Here is an 18,178-nt window from a genome sequence, read left to right as displayed (position 1 = left end):
TTCAAAAATGTCGGGCAAAATAGGCGCTAAACTTTAATAATCAAATTCTCGTTAATTTCTTGCGGCAGTGTTTATCGTTTTGTTTTATGAAGTATTGAAGATTTAGCATCCAGTTTTAATGTGTAACGACTAACTTCGCAGCAGCATTTTATGGAAGAATACAGAAGACTTACTACACAAGAGAAAGCGCTTCAGATTAACCTCGATCGCAGTATTTATGGTTCTTTTGCCGAAATAGGTGCCGGCCAGGAAGTTGCAGCTAACTTTTTTAAGGCAGGAGGCGCCTCAGGAACAATTGCAAAAACAATCTCCGCCTACGACATGAAATTCAGCGATGCCATTTATGGGCATTGCGAGCGTTACGTATGCGAAGATCGTCTGGGAAAAATGCTGGATCACGAGTACGATTTATTACCAGAAAGATTGCCTCATAGAGTCGAAAACACTTGTTTCTTCGCTTTTGCCGATACCGTGGAAACGCTTAATTACGATAGAACCAACCAGGCACATGGCTGGATTGGTCTACGATTTCAGCTAAAACCAAATGGACCTATTAACGATTATGTTATCCATGTAAAAATGCATGATAACGATCCACTTCAGCAACAATATGCTTTGGGTATTGTAGGTGTTAATATGGTTTTCGGTTGCTACAAAATGAGCGACCCTGAGCAAATTATGCTTTCGCTTCTCGATGGTTTAACATCTCGTAGGATTGAGATAGATATGTTTCGCCTCGAAGGTCCCGACTTTGAACATATCGACAATCGATTGATGGCGCTCAAACTGGTGAAAAATGGTTTGACCAAGGCTGCCATGTTTGGTCCCGATGGTAATGTGATGCAACCCTCAGAAGCACTTTATAAAAAGAATGTTTTAGTGCTACGTGGACGTTTCAGGCCACCAACGCACGTAAACGTTGATATGTTACTGGCCTCACGAAGGCATTTCAAAACTGAGCCGGATGTAGATCGATCGAAGATTATGCTGGTGAGTGAGTTAACACTTAACGACCTTAGTCCTGACGGTAAAATAGATGAAAATGACTTTCTGCACAGAGCCGAAATTCTTTGCTCGCTTGGGCAAAATGTACTTGTCTCTAATTATTTCGAATACTACAGGCTTGCAGAGTATCTCTCTAAAATTACCAAGGGTAAGAAGATTGGTATGATCATGGGCGTGTATGCATTGCAAAAAGTTTTTGAAGAAAAAACTTATGTAAATATACGCGGTGGAATTTTGGAATGCTTCGCTTCACTCTTCGGTTCGAACATAAAGCTATATATCTATCCAGCTGTTAAAACAGACAGTGAGTTATTTACTTTAGATACTTTCGAAAAGGAATTGCCCGCCAATCTTAAAAGTTTGTTCCGCTATTTGATGGATAATAACAAATTACAAGACGTAGAGGACGCCAATATAAATAACCTACATATTATATCTGATAATGTGCTGGCTATGATTAAAAAAGGTGAAGAAGGTTGGGAAAAATTTGTACCACATAAAGTGGAAGAAGCGATTAAGGAACAAGGTCTGTTCGATTATCCTTTGGTAAAAAAGGAAGAGCAGCTTAATTAAAGCTTATTTTGATTTTATGCGCTTTGGGTTTTCAGTGACAAAGGCCTCCCATGATTTGTTTTTCGACTCTGGCTTTCCTTTCTGATAATGATGGCAAAGTGCTACTGCCAGGGCATCTGTTGCATCCAATAGTTTTGGTGCTTCCTTAAATTTGAAAATAGTCATGAGCATGGCAGCCACCTGTTCTTTAGATGCATTACCGTTACCAGTTACTGATTGCTTTACCTTCTTCGGGGCATATTCTACAATCGGAATGTCTCGTGCCAAAGCAGCCGACATAGCAACACCTTGTGCTCTTCCCAACTTTAGCATCGACTGAACATTTTTGCCAAAGAAAGGTGCCTCCAATGCTACTTCGTCAGGGTGATATTCGTCAATGATGTGTGTAACACGTTCAAATATTTTTCTAAGCTTCAGTTCGTGACCCTCGTATTTACTTAGGTGGATAACGCCAAATTGAAGCAATTCAACCAATGAGTTTTTTACAGAAATTAGTCCGTAACCCATTACATTCGTTCCGGGGTCAAGACCAAGTATAATTTTTTCTTTTACTATCTTACTCACACTTGTAAACTTACACGAATTTAAGCTTGAACATCCTCATCTCAGTTTTTTTTATTCTCTATATCTTTCTGCTCGTCTGGTTAAGAATAGGTTGGAACAAAAGTGTGCACAATAAGCGCAAAATAAACCCAGTCAAACCTCTTGTATCGGTAGTGGTTGCTATGCGTAACGAAGAAAAAACAATAGCCAGACTCCTGACCGACATAAAGAACCAGGTATATCCTTGTTTTGAAGTGATCATTGTTGATGATCATTCTGATGATGGTAGTCGCGGAGCTGTTGAAAACTGGCTTACCGAAAATGCAGGTAAAACAGGTTTTCTCAGGCTGGTAAATAATGAAGGAGTGGGAAAAAAAGCTGCATTAGCACTGGCCGTTCAAAAAGCAAAGGGGGAACTCATTATGACCACCGATGCCGATTGTGAACTGCTCCAAAGTTGGATAAGTAAAACAGTTGAACAATTCGATGATCAAACAAATCTCATTGTAGGGGCTGTACGCATGAAGGGTAAGCAGTTCACCGACCATTTGCAACAACTTGAGTTTGCCAGTTTGATTGGTTCAGGAGCTGCCACCCTTGGCTGGCAGAGACCAACCATGGCCAATGGCGCTAACCTGGCTTTTCGTAAGTCGGTATTCAATGCAGTGGGAGCATATGAAGGCAACAGTCACATTGCTTCAGGTGATGATGAATTTCTGATGCGAAAAATTCATCAGCGTTTTCCAGGCAGTATTTTTTTTAATCATAACTCCGATACTGTAGTAGATACCGCTGCGCACCAAAATTTTAAATCATTTACTAACCAACGTATCCGCTGGGCAAGTAAGTGGGCCTTGCACCAAAGCTACTTCAGTAAATTGTTAGCGCTGCTGATCTTCAGCTTTCAACTGGCGTTCTTACTTAGCCCATGGCTGATGTACTTTGGTTACTTGAATATTAACCTGGGTCTTAGTCTGATCTTAATCAAAGCGGCTGTTGAGTGGTTCTTTTTCATTCCGGTACTGCGTCTGTTGCGACTGCCCATCAACTTGGCTGCTTTTATCACACTGCAATTTATTTACCCTTATTACGTTGTAACCATCGGGCTACTGGCCAATGTAGTGGGTTATCAATGGAAGGGAAGAGGTTATAATAGTTCTAAATCTGCTCACTAAGTTCTATTTTTGTCTATGCTCGACCTGCCGCTCCAACATAAATTTGATCGTAAAAACCTTGAACTCAATGCTTTATTAGAAGTAACACAGTCTATTAATGCAAATAAAACGGAGGATGAGCTTTATAAAATTTTCAATTTTACGGTTCGTGCCAACTTGCAAGTTAAAAAACTAGCACTCTTTGTATTTGATGAAATCTGGAGTTGCAAGGTTAATTATGGCACTACAAAGTCACTCAATAAGTGCAAGCTTCCTTTGATTTTTCACAAAGAAACAGGCATTAGAAGAATAGTTGACTTTAATGAACCTGAATTCACAGAGTTCGAAATGCTCATTCCGGTGGTGCACAAAACAGAGGTGTTGGCTTTGGTATTTGTTGGCGGACTTGAAACGCATAACCTTGATTTTGAAGACGGTTTAAAATTTTTACAGGCTCTCAGTAATATCACAATTGTTGCCATTGAGAATAAAAAGCTAGCCAGAAAACAATTGGAAAGAGAGGCGTATCGTAAAGAATTGGAAATTGCCAGCGATGTACAACAATTCCTCTTTCCTGAAAAGCTGCCTAATACCGAGCGCTTAAAAATGGAAGCCAGTTACTTGCCACACGATATGGTGGGTGGTGACTACTACGACTTTATACCGATCAATAAAAATCAATTCTTGATATGTGTGGCCGATGTTAGCGGAAAGGGGGTAGCAGCGGCATTGATGATGTCTAACTTTCAAGCTTCACTAAGAACATTATTAAGACAAACACCTAACCTGCGTGAAATTGTTGAAGCATTAAACTTTCAGGTAATGGAGAATGCGAAGGGTGAGAAGTTCATCACCTTCTTTGGTGCTATCTATGATCTTGAATTGAAAACACTGGTTTATATCAATGCAGGTCATAATCCACCTATATTAATAAAGTCATCAGGTGAGCAGGTATTGTTAGAAGAAGGCTGTATTGTGCTGGGTGCTTTGCCTGAATTACCTTTTATCAATGAAGGCTTCATAACCGGATTGAACGATTTTCTTCTCTTTTGTTATACTGATGGCGTTACTGAAACTTCAAGTGAAAACGGTGAAGATTTCGGTCAGGAAAGTTTATTGAAATATTTCAGCAAAAAGGAAAACGTATTAAAAAACCTAAGCACTATTCATCAGGATTTAATTGTTGCCCTCGACACGCATAAAGGTCGCAACGCATATCATGATGATATTACGATGCTCTCGTGTAGAGTAAGTTAATTCGTTAATTCGTTGATTCGTTGATTTGAAGATTTGAGAATTTGAAAATGAAAACACGTCATTGCGAGGAATTGCGTTGATTGTGTGTTAGCATGACGAAGCAATCTTAATGATGTGCTGATGAGTTAATTCGTTGATGTGCTAATTAATTTGATAATTTGAGATTTGATAATTTGAAAATATACTGCAGTCATGCTACACCGTACGCCCTTCTTTCTTCCAATACTTTACCCCGGCTTACTTTGGCGCATGCCCTCCGATAAAAAAGAAATCTATTTAACATTTGATGACGGCCCAGTGCCCGGCCCAACAGAATTTGTATTAGATGAATTGAAAAAACACAACCTTACTGCTACCTTCTTTTGCATTGGTGATAATATCCATAAGCATCCTGAATTATTCAAAAGAATAATGGAAGAAGGTCATACCGTAGCAAACCACACATTTAATCACCTTAAAGGCTGGCAGACTTCCTTGTCAACTTATATTGATAATGTTAAAAAATGTGATCAGGAGATTGCAATAAATAGTTCTTCGCCTGTTGTTTCTTATTTCAGACCACCCTACGGTCGGATTACACGAGCACAAATAAAAGCGCTTGATAATAAAAAGATTGTCATGTGGGATGTACTCACCCGCGATTATGATGCGACTCTATCACCAGAACGTTGTTTGAAACAATCATTAAACGCTACGCGCAATGGTTCTATTGTTGTATTTCACGATAGTATTAAGGCAGAAAAAAATCTTAGATATGTGTTACCCAAATATATCGAAGCTTGCTTAATCAAAGGTTATACATTTACATCATTCCATGGGTAAACGCATTCTTATAACACCTTTGGATTGGGGACTTGGTCATGCCACACGATGTATCCCCATCATTCAGGAATTGTTAGATCAAGGCAATGAGGTGATGATAGCAAGTAGTGGTTTAGCACTTAATTTATTAAAAGAAGAATTTCCAAGACTTACTTTTTTTGAACTGCCTTCCTATAAAGCCACTTATGCCAAATGGTTGCCTTTAATGATTAAGGTTTTCTGGCAAAGTCCTTATTTCTTTTATGTAATCAGTAAAGAACACACTGTAGTAAAAAAAATAATTGACGATTATAAAATTGATGTAATTATCTCTGATAACCGTTATGGTTGTTATTCAGAGAAAGTGAAAAGTATTTTCATCACCCACCAACTCACCATCCTGATGCCTAAAGGCCTTGTCTGGTTACAAGGATTGATTAATTACTTTAATCATAATCTAATTAAACGTTTTGATACTTGTTGGGTACCGGATTTTCCAGATCAGCGATTAACAGGAAAATTAACAATAACCAGCCTGCCAGTATTTTTTATTGGATCAGTTTCTCGTTTTACTAAAAGCCCCCCAAATCCAGTAAAACTTTACCAACTTTTAATTTTGCTTTCAGGTCCTGAGCCGCAGCGTACTCTGTTGGAAGATAAGTTGATACACCAATTAGAAAATTATCAAGGTAAGGTGATGGTTGTAAGAGGACTACCCGGTGTTCTGACAAACATACTACCACATCCTGCTCATGTTGAAGTTGTTAACCATTTAAAAGCAGGTGAGCTTCAACAAGTAATAGAAAAAAGTGAGATAATAATATCACGATCCGGGTACACTACAATAATGGATTTATACGCATTAGAAAGCAAAGCAATATTTATCGCAACACCCGGTCAAACCGAACAAGAGTACTTGGCAGAAAAACTAAAGCAAGCAAATGTTGTGTATAGTGACAATCAGGATAGATTCAATCTTAAAGAGGCAATTGATAAAGAAAAATCATATAAAGGTTTTCAGCAAAGTGAATTAGGAAGGCAATTTTTGTTAGACGCAATAAGGATGATGAGTTGACTCGATGATGTGCTGATTTGAAGATTTGAAAATGAAAAAAACTAGTCTTTGTGAGGAATGAAGCTTGGCATAACTCATCCAAGCAAGTATTTTATAAATTGAATTTCCTATGCTTCATCACAGCATGCTCAGACAACGCATTATGCTATCTTCGGTCTGGCAGGGTATGTGCGGATAGCATACAGCGTTGAATGAGTATGCGAGGCCAAGCGGCCTGAGAGCAAGAACTATAGTGTTATAGCTGCAATAATTAATTTAATGAAACCCAATCTAAGTTGTTTTGCTTATTCGTTTATGTGTTAATTGATCTGAAAATTCTAAATTCTAAATTTACCTTCGCAATTATTATCATTTAAAATGATCGATACCCACGCCCATATCTACCTTGATGACTTTAAAGAAGATCGCCACGCCTTACTGGATCGTGCGCGTGAAAGAGGTTTACAAAAAATTTTAATGCCTAACATTGACAGTTCATCCATAGACGATTTACTAGCGCTTGAAGCATCAGCACCAGATCTTTGTGTGGGTATGATGGGACTTCATCCATGTTATGTTAAAAAGGGATTTGAGAAGGATTTATATGAGGTAGAGTCCTGGTTAGCTAAAAAGAGATTTTGTGCAGTGGGGGAGATCGGAACTGATTTGTACTGGGATAAATCACTTTGGGCCGAGCAGCAGGAAGCCTTTCAAATACAATTGAATCTAGCCAAACAGCATACTTTACCGGTTTCAATTCATTCACGAGAAAGCACAGCGGAAGCATTAGCAATAGTTGAAAAACTTCAGGATGGCAAGCTGAAAGGTGTATTTCATTGCTACAGTGGAACAATTGCACAAGCTGAAGAAGCTATTAAGTTAGGCTTTTACCTTGGTATTGGGGGAGTGGCCACCTTTAAAAAGGGTGAGCTTAACGATCTGCTTAAAACAATCGATTTAAAACACCTTGTTTTAGAAACCGATAGTCCTTACCTGGCACCCGTTCCATATCGTGGTAAAAGAAACGAACCATCTTACCTGCATTACATTGCCGAAAAGATTGCCCTTGTTAAAAACATTAGTGTTGAGGAGGTAATCGCCCAAACTACAACCACAGCAAAAACTATCTTTACGGTATGAAGTTGAATAAGACTTTTATCAATACAGCATTGTCAGGCAAAGCCAGGGCGAAAGTACTCATTATATATACTGGTGGAACTTTCGGAATGATGCGAAATGAACAAGGCGTATTGGCACCGTTCGATTTCTCCAACATATTGGAACACTTGCCAACCTTGCGTAATCTCGCCCTTGAGCTTACTGTTATCTCGTTCGATAAACCCATCGATTCTTCTAATATTCAACCGGAGCATTGGCAGGTAATGGCTGATGTTATCGAGCAAAACTATATACAGTACGAAGGCTTTGTTGTATTACATGGCACAGATACCATGGCCTACTCAGCTTCAGCTTTGAGTTTTATGCTTCAAGGTCTAAGCAAGCCTGTTATTTTTACAGGCGCTCAACTACCCATTAGCGAGCCCAGGTCTGATGCGCGTGAGAACTTAATTACCTCGCTAGAAATTGCAGCAGCAACCATTGATGGAAATCCAGCTGTGCCTGAGGTATGCATTTTCTTCGACTTTGTTTTATTGAGGGGTAATCGTTCCAAAAAAGTAGAAAGTATGCAGTTTGATGCTTTCGACTCAGGCAATTATCCTCCTTTGGCAAAGGCAGGAGTAAAGATTGATTACGATAGAAGCGTTATTCATAAAGCTGACAGCCAATCGCTTAGATTAATGAAGAACTTTGACACCCAGGTAGCCGTCCTTAAATTATATCCGGGGCTCAACCTTAATACTGTCAGGGCTGTATTGAATACGCCTGGCCTTCAGGCGCTCATTATAGAAACGTATGGTAGTGGCAATGCCCCATCAGCTTCTTGGCTGGTTGATGAGTTTAATCAAGCCATTCAAAAAGGGCTTATTATTCTTAATATATCCCAATGTTCGGGGGGTCGCGTTACTCAAGGCAAGTATGAAACATCTAAGGCATTGGCTGAAATTGGAGTATTAGGTGGAGCAGATATGACTGTTGAAACCGCCTTGACCAAGCTGATGTTGCTCTTGGGTAATTACCAAAAAGCAGAAGTGAAAGAGTTAATTGTTAGGTCGTTATCAGGAGAATTAACACTTTGAGCCAACGAGTGTTAGCTCAAAGTTTTTGATAGTTGCGGAGAGGGCGGGATTCGAACCCGCGATACCCTTTCAGGTATACACACTTTCCAGGCGTGCTCCTTCAACCACTCGGACACCTCTCCAAAAAAAGTTTGCAAAACAATCGATAAAATAACCCGAAAACAAGCCTTGGTTTGAAAGTTCTGGACTTAAAAAAGAAATACTACCCCAGACCGTGTGACTTTCTGTTTTGTAACGAATTAGGGGTATAGTTTATGGTTAATGTGGCCATTCACAGAAAAATATGTTGAAAAGTGTTTATGAATCAACAAAACCTTTAATTTTGGCACTTTCAAAAACGCTATAAGCATACTTAAACCTTTAACTATGAAAAAACAACTTGCGATTTTCGCTATGGTGGGGGTTCTTTTCTCCACTACCCTTTTCGCACAGGAATCAACAACAGTAGAAGATTCAATTGCAACAACCACTGAGGCTGCTGCTGTCGAAGCACAACCTGAAGCTGCTCCCGTAGATGAAACAGCCCTTGCTGAAGAAGAGACTTCTTTCCATCAAGTATTGAAAGACAAATTTATACAAGGTACGCCTGCCTACATGTGGCCAATTCTAATCTGTTTGATCTTGGGTCTTGCAGTATCAATTGAGAGAATTATCACTTTGAATTTGGCGACAACAAACACTAAGAAACTTTTAGGCTCTATTGAGGATGCCTTAAGCAAAGGTGGTGTAAACGCTGCGCTTGAAGTAACAAAGAATACAAGAGGTCCAGTGGCGTCAATCTTCACGCAAGGTTTAATGCGCTACCACGAAGGCGTTGACATGGTTGAAAAATCAGTTATGTCTTACGGTGGTGTTGAAATGGGTCGCCTTGAAAGAGGTTTGATCTGGATTTCACTTTTCATTGCTCTTGGTCCAATGCTTGGTTTCTTCGGAACTGTTGTGGGTATGGTGCAAGCCTTCTCAGACATCGAAGCTGCCGGTGATATTTCCCCTAACATCGTTGCGGGTGGTATGAAAGTGGCCCTTTTAACAACAGTTGGTGGTCTTATTGTAGGTATGATCCTACAGGTTCTTTACAACTACCTTGTTTCGAAAATTGATTCATTAGTTAATAACATGGAAGATGCTTCCATATCATTAGTTGATATTTTAGTAAAGCACAAACTGGTTTCTAAATAAACAACCATGATTGATATTGGCTTGTATATTACCTACTTCCTTTTTGCAGTTGCCGTAGCGGCAGCGGTAGGTATGCCATTGGTCAACGCGGGTAAATCTCCGGGCTCTATGAAAAAGTCCCTGATTGCCGTTGGCGCATTGGTAGTATTATTCGCAGTTTCCTATGGTTTGTCAGGTTCAGGAGTTACCCCTGAACAGGCCGTTAAAGGAATCACTGAATCTAGTTCTAAATTAATTGGTGCCGGATTAACGATGCTTTATTTGTGCATGGGTATATCTGTAGTTGCCATTATCTATTCTGAAATCTCTAAAGCAATAAAGTAATGCCAAGAGCTACACCGGATATTCCAAATGCATCGATGGCCGATATCGCCTTCTTGTTGCTAACCTTTTTTTTGGTAACAACAACGGTGGCCAATGACAAGGGCTTAACACTCCAATTACCCCCACCTCCAGAGGCTTTGCCTCAGGATTTGGAAATTAAAATTCCGGAGCGTAACCTTTTCAAAATTCAGATTAATTCCTTTGATGCATTACTTGTAGAGGGTGATCCTTATACAGGTAGTATGCGGGAGCTGACTGATATGATCAAGATGTTTATTCAAAATAATGGATTAGATCCTGAATCATCTGAAAGCCCTATTAAAGCGATCGTTTCTTTTAAAACCGACCGTGGTACTACGCATAAGAAGTTTGTAGAGGTATTGGACGCAGCACAACGCGCCTACTATGAAATTTACGCTTCTAATCTTGGCGTAACAGCGGATAAGTGGAGAGACATAGCCTCCGATCCTGATAGAAGGGTGGAGTATAATAAGTCAAGGGAAGGTTATCCAATGAACATATCAATTGCTGAACCAACTAAAGTAGGAGGGTAATATGTCGAAGTTTAAAAAGAAAGCAAACGTAAAGCAGGAGATCCCAACTTCTTCTATGCCAGACGTTGTATTCATGTTGTTATTCTTTTTCATGGTGACAACGGTAATGCGCGATTCAAGCATTATGGTGAAGCAAAAAATGCCTCAAGCTACGCAGTTGCGTAAACTGATGCGTAAGTCATTGGTTACTTACTTGTACATTGGTGAGCCTAGCAAAACCGAGCAGTACGGTAAGGAACCTAAAATTCAAGTAAATGATGTTTTCATCGAACCTAAGGATATTATTCAGTGGGTAAATGTTGAGAAAGCAAAATTGAACGAATTTGAACGTGATCAAATAACCATTTCCATGAAAGTGGACAGTGATGCAAAGCGAGGCATCATTTCCGATGTGGAAACGGAGTTGAGACGTGCCAATGCACGTATCATAAATTACTCTTCTGTTAATAAGAAAGAGATTTAACATTGTTTTTTCAAAAGGTTAAAGCCCCTACGGTAAACGTAGGGGCTTTTTTATTTTTAGGACACGCGAAAGGTTTTGTAATAGCCAACTATATTAAAGACTCCATCTCATCAAATCAACTACCGAATTAACTCATTACCGAATCATCTAATCAAGGAATCAGCACATCAACGAATCAACTCATCATATTTATTCTATCTTCGTCCTGCCCTTTTTTGGCTTTAATTATGCAACAACTCAATAATGCTAAAGTAGTTCGCTCCTGGTACATGTATGACTGGGCTAACTCTGTGTATTCTTTGGTAATTACATCAGCAATTTTTCCTGTTTACTATAAAGCAGTAGCAGTTAATAACGGCTCAGATATCGTCAACTTTTTGGGTTTCTCAGTTCAGAACTCTGTGCTATATTCTTACGCCTTATCTTTTTCCTTTTTAATGGTGGCTTTGATGTTACCCCTCTTATCAGGAATGGCGGATTATACAGGCAAGAAAAAACAGTACATGAAATTTTTTGTATGGTTGGGTGGACTATCGTGTATGGGGCTTTACTTTTTTGATGATGTAAACCGACTTGAATTAGCCATTGTTTTTTCAATTTTAGCCAGTATAGGTTATTCAGCGAGTTTGGTTTTTTACGATGCTTTTCTTCCTGAGATTGTTACTGAAGATAAATATGACATTACAAGTGCTCGTGGTTATTCCATGGGTTACTATGGTAGTGTTATTATGATGGTCGCGTGTCTTGTAATGATTATGAATTATGAGGCATTCGGTTTTTCGGGTGAAGGTGCGGCAACACGTGTTTCTTTTCTTTTAGTTGGTTTGTGGTGGATAGGTTTTTCTTTTATTCCCTTTCGTTTTTTACCTGAAAGCGTTCGCGTAAAGGATTCAACTTTGGGAAATACCTGGCATAAAGGTTATCAGGAAGTTGTAAAGGTCTGGCACAGCTTAAAAAATTTACCGGATTTGAAACGCTATTTGCTTGCTTTCTTCTTTTACAATTCAGGTGTGCAAACGGTCATGTATCTGGCAGCCTTATTTGGTACAGATGTTTTGCACTTAGAGAGTAGCAAGTTGATCATGACGGTTTTGTTAATACAACTAGTGGCTTCAGTTGGTGCAGCGCTTTTTGCACGCTTATCTGCCTGGCAAGGAAATCGTTTTTCACTTTCAGTCATGATCGCCATTTGGATAGGCATTTGTATTGTTGCCTACTTAATTACAACGGAATATGAGTTTTATGGATTAGCTGTTGTAGTGGGTATGGTAATGGGCGGCATCCAAGCTTTGTCAAGAGCAACTTACTCCAAGTTAATTCCGGAGAATACTATTGATAATACTTCATACTTCAGCTTTTACGATGTCACCTACAATCTATCAATTGTGGTAGGTACATTCTCTTTTGGTTTCATCAATCAGATAACTGGCGATATGCGCAATAGCGCACTAGGACTGGCTGTATTTTTTGTATTGGGCATGGCTGTGCTGATGACAGTAAAAGCAAAAGATGTAGTAAAGAACAAATGGGTTTAAATGAAAACGCTCAAGAATTAGACCCTGAGCGTTTTTACTTTTGCTGAACTGTTTTTATTCTTAGAGATTTTTTAATCAATGAAAACAACTGCTTGTTTAGTAACGCAGGTGTTTTACTGTCATACCATTGTTGATCAATTGTTTTAACGAATCGATACCGATTTTTAAATGTAAGTCGACATAACTTTTGGTTACTACTTTGTCGCTTGCCTCTGTCTTTACACCATCGGGTGTCATCGGTGAATCCGATACCAGTAAAAGTGCTCCTGTAGGAATTTTATTATAAAAAGCAGTTGAGAAAATGGTGGCTGTTTCCATATCAATGGCCTGCGCACGAATTTTTCTTAAATAATTTTTAAAATCCTCATCCCACTCCCAAACCCTGCGGTTGGTTGTATAGCACGTACCAGTCCAATAATCCTGGTTGTAATCACGAATGGTAGTTGAAATAGCTTTCTGTAATGCAAATGATGGAAGGGCGGGTACTTCCGGTGGAAAGTAGTCATTGGAGGTACCTTCGCCACGTATAGCCGCGATAGGTAAGATCAGGTCGCCAATTTCATTTTTGGCTTTTAGTCCACCGCACTTACCTAAAAACACACATGCCTTTGGTTTAATGGCCGACAAACAATCCATAATGGTAGCTGCATTCGGGCTGCCCATACCAAAATTGATAATGGTGATTCCCTGTGCAGTAGCACAACGCATAGCTTTATCTTGCCCCACGACTGGTACGTTATTCCATTCTGCAAACATCTTCACATATGTGTCGAAGTTGGTAAGAAGGATGTATTCGCCAAATTTATCCAGTGCCAGGCCGGTATAACGCGGCAGCCAGTTATTAACAATATCTGCTTTGGTTTTCATAGTTTTATTTCTTCATTTACGCATGCTTCCCAAACTTAATCTCCCTCCATTACAGGCAAGGCTTCAGGAAAGCGATGGAAAAATATGGATTTTTGACGTGATACGGAAAAAGTTTGTAGTACTAACGCCCGAAGAATGGGTAAGACAACAATTTATCAACTTTTTGGTAACAGAAAACTATCCCAAATCACTTTTTAAAATTGAAGGCGGTTTATCTGTAAATGAGTTAAGAAGACGAAGTGATATCGTTGTCTTTAACCGAGAAGGGAAGGCATGGATGCTGGTGGAATGCAAGAATCCTTTAATCAGAATAAATCAAGCAACCTTAGATCAGGTAGGTAATTACAACAGCACGATGCAGGCAAAATATGTAGTGGTTACTAACGGCATGGAGCATTATTATTTTGAAACGAATTGGGAAGATAAAACGGTTAAACGATTGGCTGCACTTCCATCTTTTGAATAAGAGTTGATGTGTTGATGAGCTGATTCGCTGATATGCTAATTTGGTAATTTGAAGATTTGAAAATGGAGAACGCGTCATTGCGAGGAATTAGCAAGGGCTGTGGGTTGCAATGACGAAGCAATCTAGATTGATTTGATGATTCGTTGATGTGCTGATGTGCTGATTTGTTGATATGATCATTTGTAAATAAAAAGACCACTCTTCCAATCATCGTCCGAAGGGACGATGATTGGAAGAGCTACTTCCTAAACAATAAACTCTATCCCTTTAAGAGGTCTACAAGGCCCCGCGGCCTTAGAGCAAAAACTTGATTATTGCTATTTGATCAAATGTTTTAGTGAAATTCCTTCTTTATAAAAAACGTATCGTCCCCTAGCGGGAGACGATACTTGACGAATTATAAAAATCATATATCCCCTAAAAGAAAGACGATGCCTGACGGATCAATTCAAAATAAAAAAGGGGTTGCTAAATACTTAGCAACCCCTTTCATCAACAGTCAAATAATGACTACAAATATTTCTTTACATCAGTGTAAGGCAAGTTAAATGCATCAGAAACACCTTTGTACACAACATCACCAAACATTACGTTTAAGCCATTGCGCAACTCAAGACTTTCCTGACAAGCTTTCTTCCAACCCTGATTCGCCAACTTAATAGCATAAGGTAAAGTCGCATTAGTCAACGCCAAGGTTGAAGTATAAGGTACTGCACCTGGCATGTTTGCTACACAATAGTGAACAACGTCATCAATAATGTAAGTAGGATCTTCGTGTGTTGTGGGGCGACAAGTTTCAATACATCCCCCCTGATCAACCGCCACATCTACCAATACTGTACCAGGACGCATCGTCTTCAACATATCTTTAGTAATCAGCTTAGGCGCTTTAGCACCTGGCACTAACACACCACCAATAATCAAATCATGATCTTTCACCATTTCACGAATAGCGTATTCGTTAGAAACCATCGTGTGTACATTCTTTGGCATTACATCATCCAAATAACGCAAACGGTTAAGGTTCAAATCCATAATAGTAACATCAGCACCCATACCAGCTGCAATTTTAGCAGCATTAGTACCAACAACACCTCCACCCAAAATCAATACTTTGGCAGGCTTCACACCTGGTACGCCACCTAACAAGATACCGCGACCTTTCAAAGGTTTTTCAAGGTATTTAGCACCTTCCTGAATCGACATACGTCCTGCTACCTCCGACATAGGGATAAGGAGTGGTAAGCTGCCATCAACACGCTCAACAGTCTCATATGCCAAACAGATGGCTCCGCTGGTAATCATGGCCTTAGTAAGCGGCTCATAAGAAGCAAAGTGGAAATAGGTGAAAACAAGTTGATCTTTCTTAATCAGTTTATATTCTTGTTCGATAGGCTCTTTCACCTTCATGATCATTTCAGCCAGGCTAAACACTTCTGCAGCCTTGTCAATCATTTGAGCACCAGCCTTTAAATATTCTTCATTGCTAAAACCGCTGCCTTCACCGGCATTAGTTTCTACATATACAGTGTGCCCGCGCTTAATAAGCTCTTGCGCACCGGCAGGAGTTAAGGCGACACGATTTTCGTTATTCTTGATTTCTTTTGGAACACCTATGATCATAACATTGATTTAGAGCCGCAAATATAGCAATCCGAACGCTTGGCAGGTAGTTTTTGCAAAGGTTTGCAATCGATATCAAAGCAAGTTTTAGGGGAAAGTCTATTTCCGTATTTTTACCCCTTGAACCGTAAAACTGATATACTGTGAGTGCAACGAAAGAACGCGTGAGGTTTTCCCCGGCTAAAATCAAGGAAATTTTGGCAGATTACAGGTTAGCTTGTGAAAGCAGGGAGGCCAGTTTAATTGGCCGAAAGGAAGTATTTATGGGAAAGGCCAAATTTGGCATTTTCGGAGATGGTAAGGAAGTGGCCCAATTGGCCATGGCCAAAGTCTTTAAAAATGGCGATTTTAGGTCAGGTTACTATCGCGACCAGACTTTTATGTTCGCCATAGGCCAACTTAGTTTGCAGCAGTATTTTGCACAATTATATGCCCATACCGATATAGAAGCCGAGCCAGCCTCTGGCGGACGCCTGATGAATGGCCATTTTGCCACCCGAATGCTGGATGATCAGGGTAAACTCAAGAATTTAACGGAAAGTAAGAATAGTAGTGCCGATATTTCTCCTACGGCAGGTCAGATGCCGCGCCTATTGGGAATGGCCTATGCTTCTAAACTTTTTAGAAACAATAAAGCCCTGCACAGCTTTACTAATCTATCCGTTAATGGAAATGAGATAGCTTTTGGTACAATCGGCAATGCTTCTACCAGTGAGGGCATGTTCTATGAAGCCATGAATGCTGCAGGAGTACTGCAAGTACCTATGCTGATGAGCGTATGGGACGATGCTTATGGTATTTCAGTTCCGCAGGAGTACCATACAACCAAGGGCAGCATTTCAAAAACTTTGGCAGGATTGCAGCGTAACGAACGCGAAAAAGGTTTTGAGATTATTAACGTGAAGGGTTGGGATTATCCAGCACTTGTGGAGGCTTATCTGCGAGCAGAAAAAATTTGTCGCGAAGAGCATGTGCCTGTATTGGTGCATGTCGATGAAGTAACACAACCACAAGGTCACTCTACTTCAGGCTCTCATGAGCGATACAAATCTAAAGAACGGTTAGCGTGGGAGGCAGAGCACGATTGCCTGCGCAAAATGCGTGAATGGATTATTGATGAAGTAAATATTTTACCTGATGAGCTCGATGATATTGAAGTTGAAGCTAGAAAAGTAGCGAAGGAGGCAAAAGAAAAATCATGGAGAGCCTTTAATGAATCCATGCAAGCTGATTTTAAAGAGGCTTTGTCATTATTGAAAGAACTTTCTTCGAGTACCGTTGCAAGTAATGAACTAAATGCATTAACAGAAGCTTTAGAAAAAACACAGAATCCTATTCGTTTAGATGGCATTAAAACAGTGAAGAAAGCGTTGCGTCTTGTTCGCAATGAAAGTAATGCTGCTAAAACGAATTTAATTAATTGGTTAAAGCGTGTTGAAGAAGAAAACGAAAAGCGTTACAGTTCATATTTATTAAGTGAATCAGAAGAAGCTGCGTTAAAAGTTGAAGAGATAAAGCCAAGCTATAAAGAAGATGCACCAGAGGTAGACGGACGTGAAGTAATGCAGGCGTTTTTTGATATTGCTTTAGCACGTGATCCCCTTGTTTTTGCTATTGGTGAGGATGTTGGTAAGATTGGTGATGTGAATCAGGGATTTGCCGGGTTGCAAGAAAAATATGGAGAATTGCGTGTAACGGATACAGGTATTCGTGAGTGTACTATTATTGGTCAGGGTATAGGGGCTGCGTTGCGTGGTATGCGTCCCATTACAGAAATTCAATACCTGGATTACCTTTTGTATGCTTTACAAATTATGAGTGATGACCTCGCTTGTTTGCAATACAGAACCAAAGGCGGACAAAAAGCACCATTGATTATTCGTACCCGCGGTCATCGCCTTGAAGGTGTTTGGCACTCCGGTTCTCCTATTGGTATGATGTTGCATAGTTTACGTGGTATGCATGTGCTTACACCACGTAACATGACACAGGCAGCAGGTTTCTATAACACTTTATTGCAATCAGATGAGCCAGCTATCATTATTGAATGCTTAAATGGCTATCGTTTAAAAGAGAAGATGCCTTCAAATCTTGGAGAATATACTGTGCCCCTTGGTGTGCCAGAAATTTTGAGAGAGGGAAGCGATGTAACTATTGTAACCTATGGTTCTATGTGCCGTGTTATATTGGATGCAGCACAAGAGTTAGATAAAGTAGGAATTTCTTGCGAAGTAATTGATGCGCAAAGCTTATTGCCTTTTGATGTTCATCACAGCATTGTGGAGTCTGTTAGAAAAACAAACAGACTAGTATTAGCAGATGAAGATGTACCAGGCGGAGCCAGTGCATATATGATGCAGAAAGTAGTTGAGGAGCAAGGCGCTTATCGCTACCTCGATTCTCAACCATTAACTATTGCAGCTAAAGAACATCGCCCTGCCTACGCATCTGATGGAGATTATTTCTCTAAACCTAATCCCGAAACTGTTTTCGATAAGATTTATGCAATGATGCAGGAAGCAGAGCCAGAGCGTTTCCCGGCTATCTACTAAAATGACGTATAAAAAAAGGCAGTCATCTTT

The 18,178-nt window shown here is 39.8% G+C and carries 17 protein-coding genes and 1 tRNA gene; 14 read left to right on the top strand and 4 right to left on the bottom strand.

The features are described from left to right. Nucleotides 1-150: 150 nt before the first annotated feature. The gene (locus SanaruYs_RS09690; protein ID WP_127122352.1) at nt 151-1,578 is read left to right on the top strand and encodes a TonB-dependent receptor; all 1,428 of its coding nucleotides are present in this window, start codon (nt 151-153) and stop codon (nt 1,576-1,578) included. Between the two features lie 3 nt (nt 1,579-1,581). Here SanaruYs_RS09690 and ruvC read toward each other — a convergent pair whose 3' ends face one another. After that, the gene (gene ruvC, locus SanaruYs_RS09685) at nt 1,582-2,142 is read right to left on the bottom strand and encodes a crossover junction endodeoxyribonuclease RuvC (protein WP_127122351.1); all 561 of its coding nucleotides are present in this window, start codon (nt 2,140-2,142) and stop codon (nt 1,582-1,584) included. Nucleotides 2,143-2,168: 26 nt separating this feature from the next. Here ruvC and SanaruYs_RS09680 point away from each other — a divergent pair, with 26 nt between their 5' ends. From SanaruYs_RS09680 to SanaruYs_RS09655, 6 genes are all read left to right on the top strand, one after another. Then, nucleotides 2,169-3,296, top strand: coding sequence for a glycosyltransferase (locus tag SanaruYs_RS09680; RefSeq protein ID WP_127122350.1), 1,128 nt, complete (start codon nt 2,169-2,171; stop codon nt 3,294-3,296). A gap of 15 nt (nt 3,297-3,311) precedes the next feature. Further along, entirely contained in the window at nt 3,312-4,532 is a 1,221-nt protein-coding gene (locus SanaruYs_RS09675; protein ID WP_127122349.1) for a GAF domain-containing SpoIIE family protein phosphatase, read from the top strand. 192 nt (nt 4,533-4,724) lie between these two features. Next, a complete protein-coding gene (locus tag SanaruYs_RS09670; RefSeq protein WP_174842767.1) occupies nt 4,725-5,354 on the top strand; it encodes a polysaccharide deacetylase family protein in 630 nt (209 codons plus the stop codon). After that, entirely contained in the window at nt 5,347-6,408 is a 1,062-nt protein-coding gene (locus SanaruYs_RS09665) for a glycosyltransferase (RefSeq protein WP_127122348.1), read from the top strand. Before SanaruYs_RS09670 ends, SanaruYs_RS09665 begins: the two co-directional genes overlap by 8 nt. 357 nt (nt 6,409-6,765) lie before the next feature. Further along, nucleotides 6,766-7,527 carry a TatD family hydrolase gene (locus SanaruYs_RS09660; protein WP_127122347.1) on the top strand — a complete coding sequence of 254 codons (762 nt, stop codon included), beginning with the start codon at nt 6,766-6,768 and terminating at the stop codon, nt 7,525-7,527. Next, nucleotides 7,524-8,585 (top strand): asparaginase, encoded by a 1,062-nt coding sequence (locus tag SanaruYs_RS09655; protein WP_127122346.1) that lies wholly within the window; start codon nt 7,524-7,526, stop codon nt 8,583-8,585. The genes SanaruYs_RS09660 and SanaruYs_RS09655 overlap by 4 nt, the downstream gene beginning before the upstream one ends. 35 nt (nt 8,586-8,620) lie before the next feature. On the opposite strand, the gene SanaruYs_RS09650 is transcribed toward SanaruYs_RS09655, so the two are convergent. After that, nucleotides 8,621-8,707 (bottom strand) — tRNA-Ser (locus tag SanaruYs_RS09650). A 244-nt stretch (nt 8,708-8,951) separates the two neighbouring features. On the opposite strand from SanaruYs_RS09650, the gene SanaruYs_RS09645 reads away from it, so the two are divergent. The 5 genes from SanaruYs_RS09645 (at nt 8,952) to SanaruYs_RS09625 (ending at nt 12,640) form a co-directional block, all read left to right on the top strand. After that, a complete protein-coding gene (locus tag SanaruYs_RS09645; RefSeq protein ID WP_127122345.1) occupies nt 8,952-9,764 on the top strand; it encodes a MotA/TolQ/ExbB proton channel family protein in 813 nt (270 codons plus the stop codon). Between the two features lie 6 nt (nt 9,765-9,770). After that, nucleotides 9,771-10,088 (top strand): hypothetical protein, encoded by a 318-nt coding sequence (locus SanaruYs_RS09640; protein WP_127122344.1) that lies wholly within the window; start codon nt 9,771-9,773, stop codon nt 10,086-10,088. Continuing rightward, the gene (locus tag SanaruYs_RS09635; RefSeq protein ID WP_127122343.1) at nt 10,088-10,642 is read left to right on the top strand and encodes an ExbD/TolR family protein; all 555 of its coding nucleotides are present in this window, start codon (nt 10,088-10,090) and stop codon (nt 10,640-10,642) included. Before SanaruYs_RS09640 ends, SanaruYs_RS09635 begins: the two co-directional genes overlap by 1 nt. Before the next feature lies 1 nt (nt 10,643). Next, nucleotides 10,644-11,105: an ExbD/TolR family protein gene (locus SanaruYs_RS09630; RefSeq protein WP_127122342.1), complete on the top strand. Its 462-nt coding sequence runs from the start codon at nt 10,644-10,646 to the stop codon at nt 11,103-11,105. A gap of 227 nt (nt 11,106-11,332) precedes the next feature. Further along, on the top strand, nt 11,333-12,640 hold the full coding sequence (locus tag SanaruYs_RS09625) for an MFS transporter (RefSeq protein WP_127122341.1): 1,308 nt from the start codon (nt 11,333-11,335) through the stop codon (nt 12,638-12,640). Between the two features lie 96 nt (nt 12,641-12,736). Here SanaruYs_RS09625 and SanaruYs_RS09620 read toward each other — a convergent pair whose 3' ends face one another. Next, a complete protein-coding gene (locus SanaruYs_RS09620) occupies nt 12,737-13,507 on the bottom strand; it encodes an AMP nucleosidase (protein ID WP_127122340.1) in 771 nt (256 codons plus the stop codon). A gap of 22 nt (nt 13,508-13,529) precedes the next feature. Here SanaruYs_RS09620 and SanaruYs_RS09615 point away from each other — a divergent pair, with 22 nt between their 5' ends. After that, on the top strand, nt 13,530-13,973 hold the full coding sequence (locus tag SanaruYs_RS09615) for a type I restriction enzyme HsdR N-terminal domain-containing protein (RefSeq protein ID WP_127122339.1): 444 nt from the start codon (nt 13,530-13,532) through the stop codon (nt 13,971-13,973). A 510-nt stretch (nt 13,974-14,483) separates the two neighbouring features. On the opposite strand, the gene ald is transcribed toward SanaruYs_RS09615, so the two are convergent. Continuing rightward, on the bottom strand, nt 14,484-15,596 hold the full coding sequence (ald, locus tag SanaruYs_RS09610) for an alanine dehydrogenase (RefSeq protein WP_127122338.1): 1,113 nt from the start codon (nt 15,594-15,596) through the stop codon (nt 14,484-14,486). Between the two features lie 143 nt (nt 15,597-15,739). Here ald and SanaruYs_RS09605 point away from each other — a divergent pair, with 143 nt between their 5' ends. Beyond that, nucleotides 15,740-18,148 (top strand): alpha-ketoacid dehydrogenase subunit alpha/beta, encoded by a 2,409-nt coding sequence (locus tag SanaruYs_RS09605; protein ID WP_246011884.1) that lies wholly within the window; start codon nt 15,740-15,742, stop codon nt 18,146-18,148. The last annotated feature ends 30 nt before the right edge of the window (nt 18,149-18,178 follow it).

The organism is Chryseotalea sanaruensis (assembly GCF_003990915.1).
Classification (GTDB): Bacteria; Bacteroidota; Bacteroidia; order Cytophagales; family Cyclobacteriaceae; genus Chryseotalea; species Chryseotalea sanaruensis.
Note: the sequence above shows the minus strand (reverse complement) of the source record. Positions and strands in the feature narration are given on the sequence as shown.

Excerpts from the sequence above, each read along its gene's own strand:
- SanaruYs_RS09640 (WP_127122344.1), top strand. The coding sequence starts at position 9,771 with ATGATTGATATTGGCTTGTATATTACCTACTTCCTTTTTGCAGTTGCC.
- ald (WP_127122338.1), bottom strand. The coding sequence starts at position 15,596 with ATGATCATAGGTGTTCCAAAAGAAATCAAGAATAACGAAAATCGTGTC.
- SanaruYs_RS09660 (WP_127122347.1), top strand. The coding sequence starts at position 6,766 with ATGATCGATACCCACGCCCATATCTACCTTGATGACTTTAAAGAAGAT.
- SanaruYs_RS09635 (WP_127122343.1), top strand. The coding sequence starts at position 10,088 with ATGCCAAGAGCTACACCGGATATTCCAAATGCATCGATGGCCGATATC.
- SanaruYs_RS09655 (WP_127122346.1), top strand. The coding sequence starts at position 7,524 with ATGAAGTTGAATAAGACTTTTATCAATACAGCATTGTCAGGCAAAGCC.
- SanaruYs_RS09690 (WP_127122352.1), top strand. The coding sequence starts at position 151 with ATGGAAGAATACAGAAGACTTACTACACAAGAGAAAGCGCTTCAGATT.
- SanaruYs_RS09675 (WP_127122349.1), top strand. The coding sequence starts at position 3,312 with ATGCTCGACCTGCCGCTCCAACATAAATTTGATCGTAAAAACCTTGAA.
- SanaruYs_RS09645 (WP_127122345.1), top strand. The coding sequence starts at position 8,952 with ATGAAAAAACAACTTGCGATTTTCGCTATGGTGGGGGTTCTTTTCTCC.
- SanaruYs_RS09665 (WP_127122348.1), top strand. The coding sequence starts at position 5,347 with ATGGGTAAACGCATTCTTATAACACCTTTGGATTGGGGACTTGGTCAT.
- SanaruYs_RS09625 (WP_127122341.1), top strand. The coding sequence starts at position 11,333 with ATGCAACAACTCAATAATGCTAAAGTAGTTCGCTCCTGGTACATGTAT.
- SanaruYs_RS09630 (WP_127122342.1), top strand. The coding sequence starts at position 10,644 with ATGTCGAAGTTTAAAAAGAAAGCAAACGTAAAGCAGGAGATCCCAACT.
- SanaruYs_RS09620 (WP_127122340.1), bottom strand. The coding sequence starts at position 13,507 with ATGAAAACCAAAGCAGATATTGTTAATAACTGGCTGCCGCGTTATACC.
- SanaruYs_RS09670 (WP_174842767.1), top strand. The coding sequence starts at position 4,725 with ATGCTACACCGTACGCCCTTCTTTCTTCCAATACTTTACCCCGGCTTA.
- SanaruYs_RS09615 (WP_127122339.1), top strand. The coding sequence starts at position 13,530 with ATGCTTCCCAAACTTAATCTCCCTCCATTACAGGCAAGGCTTCAGGAA.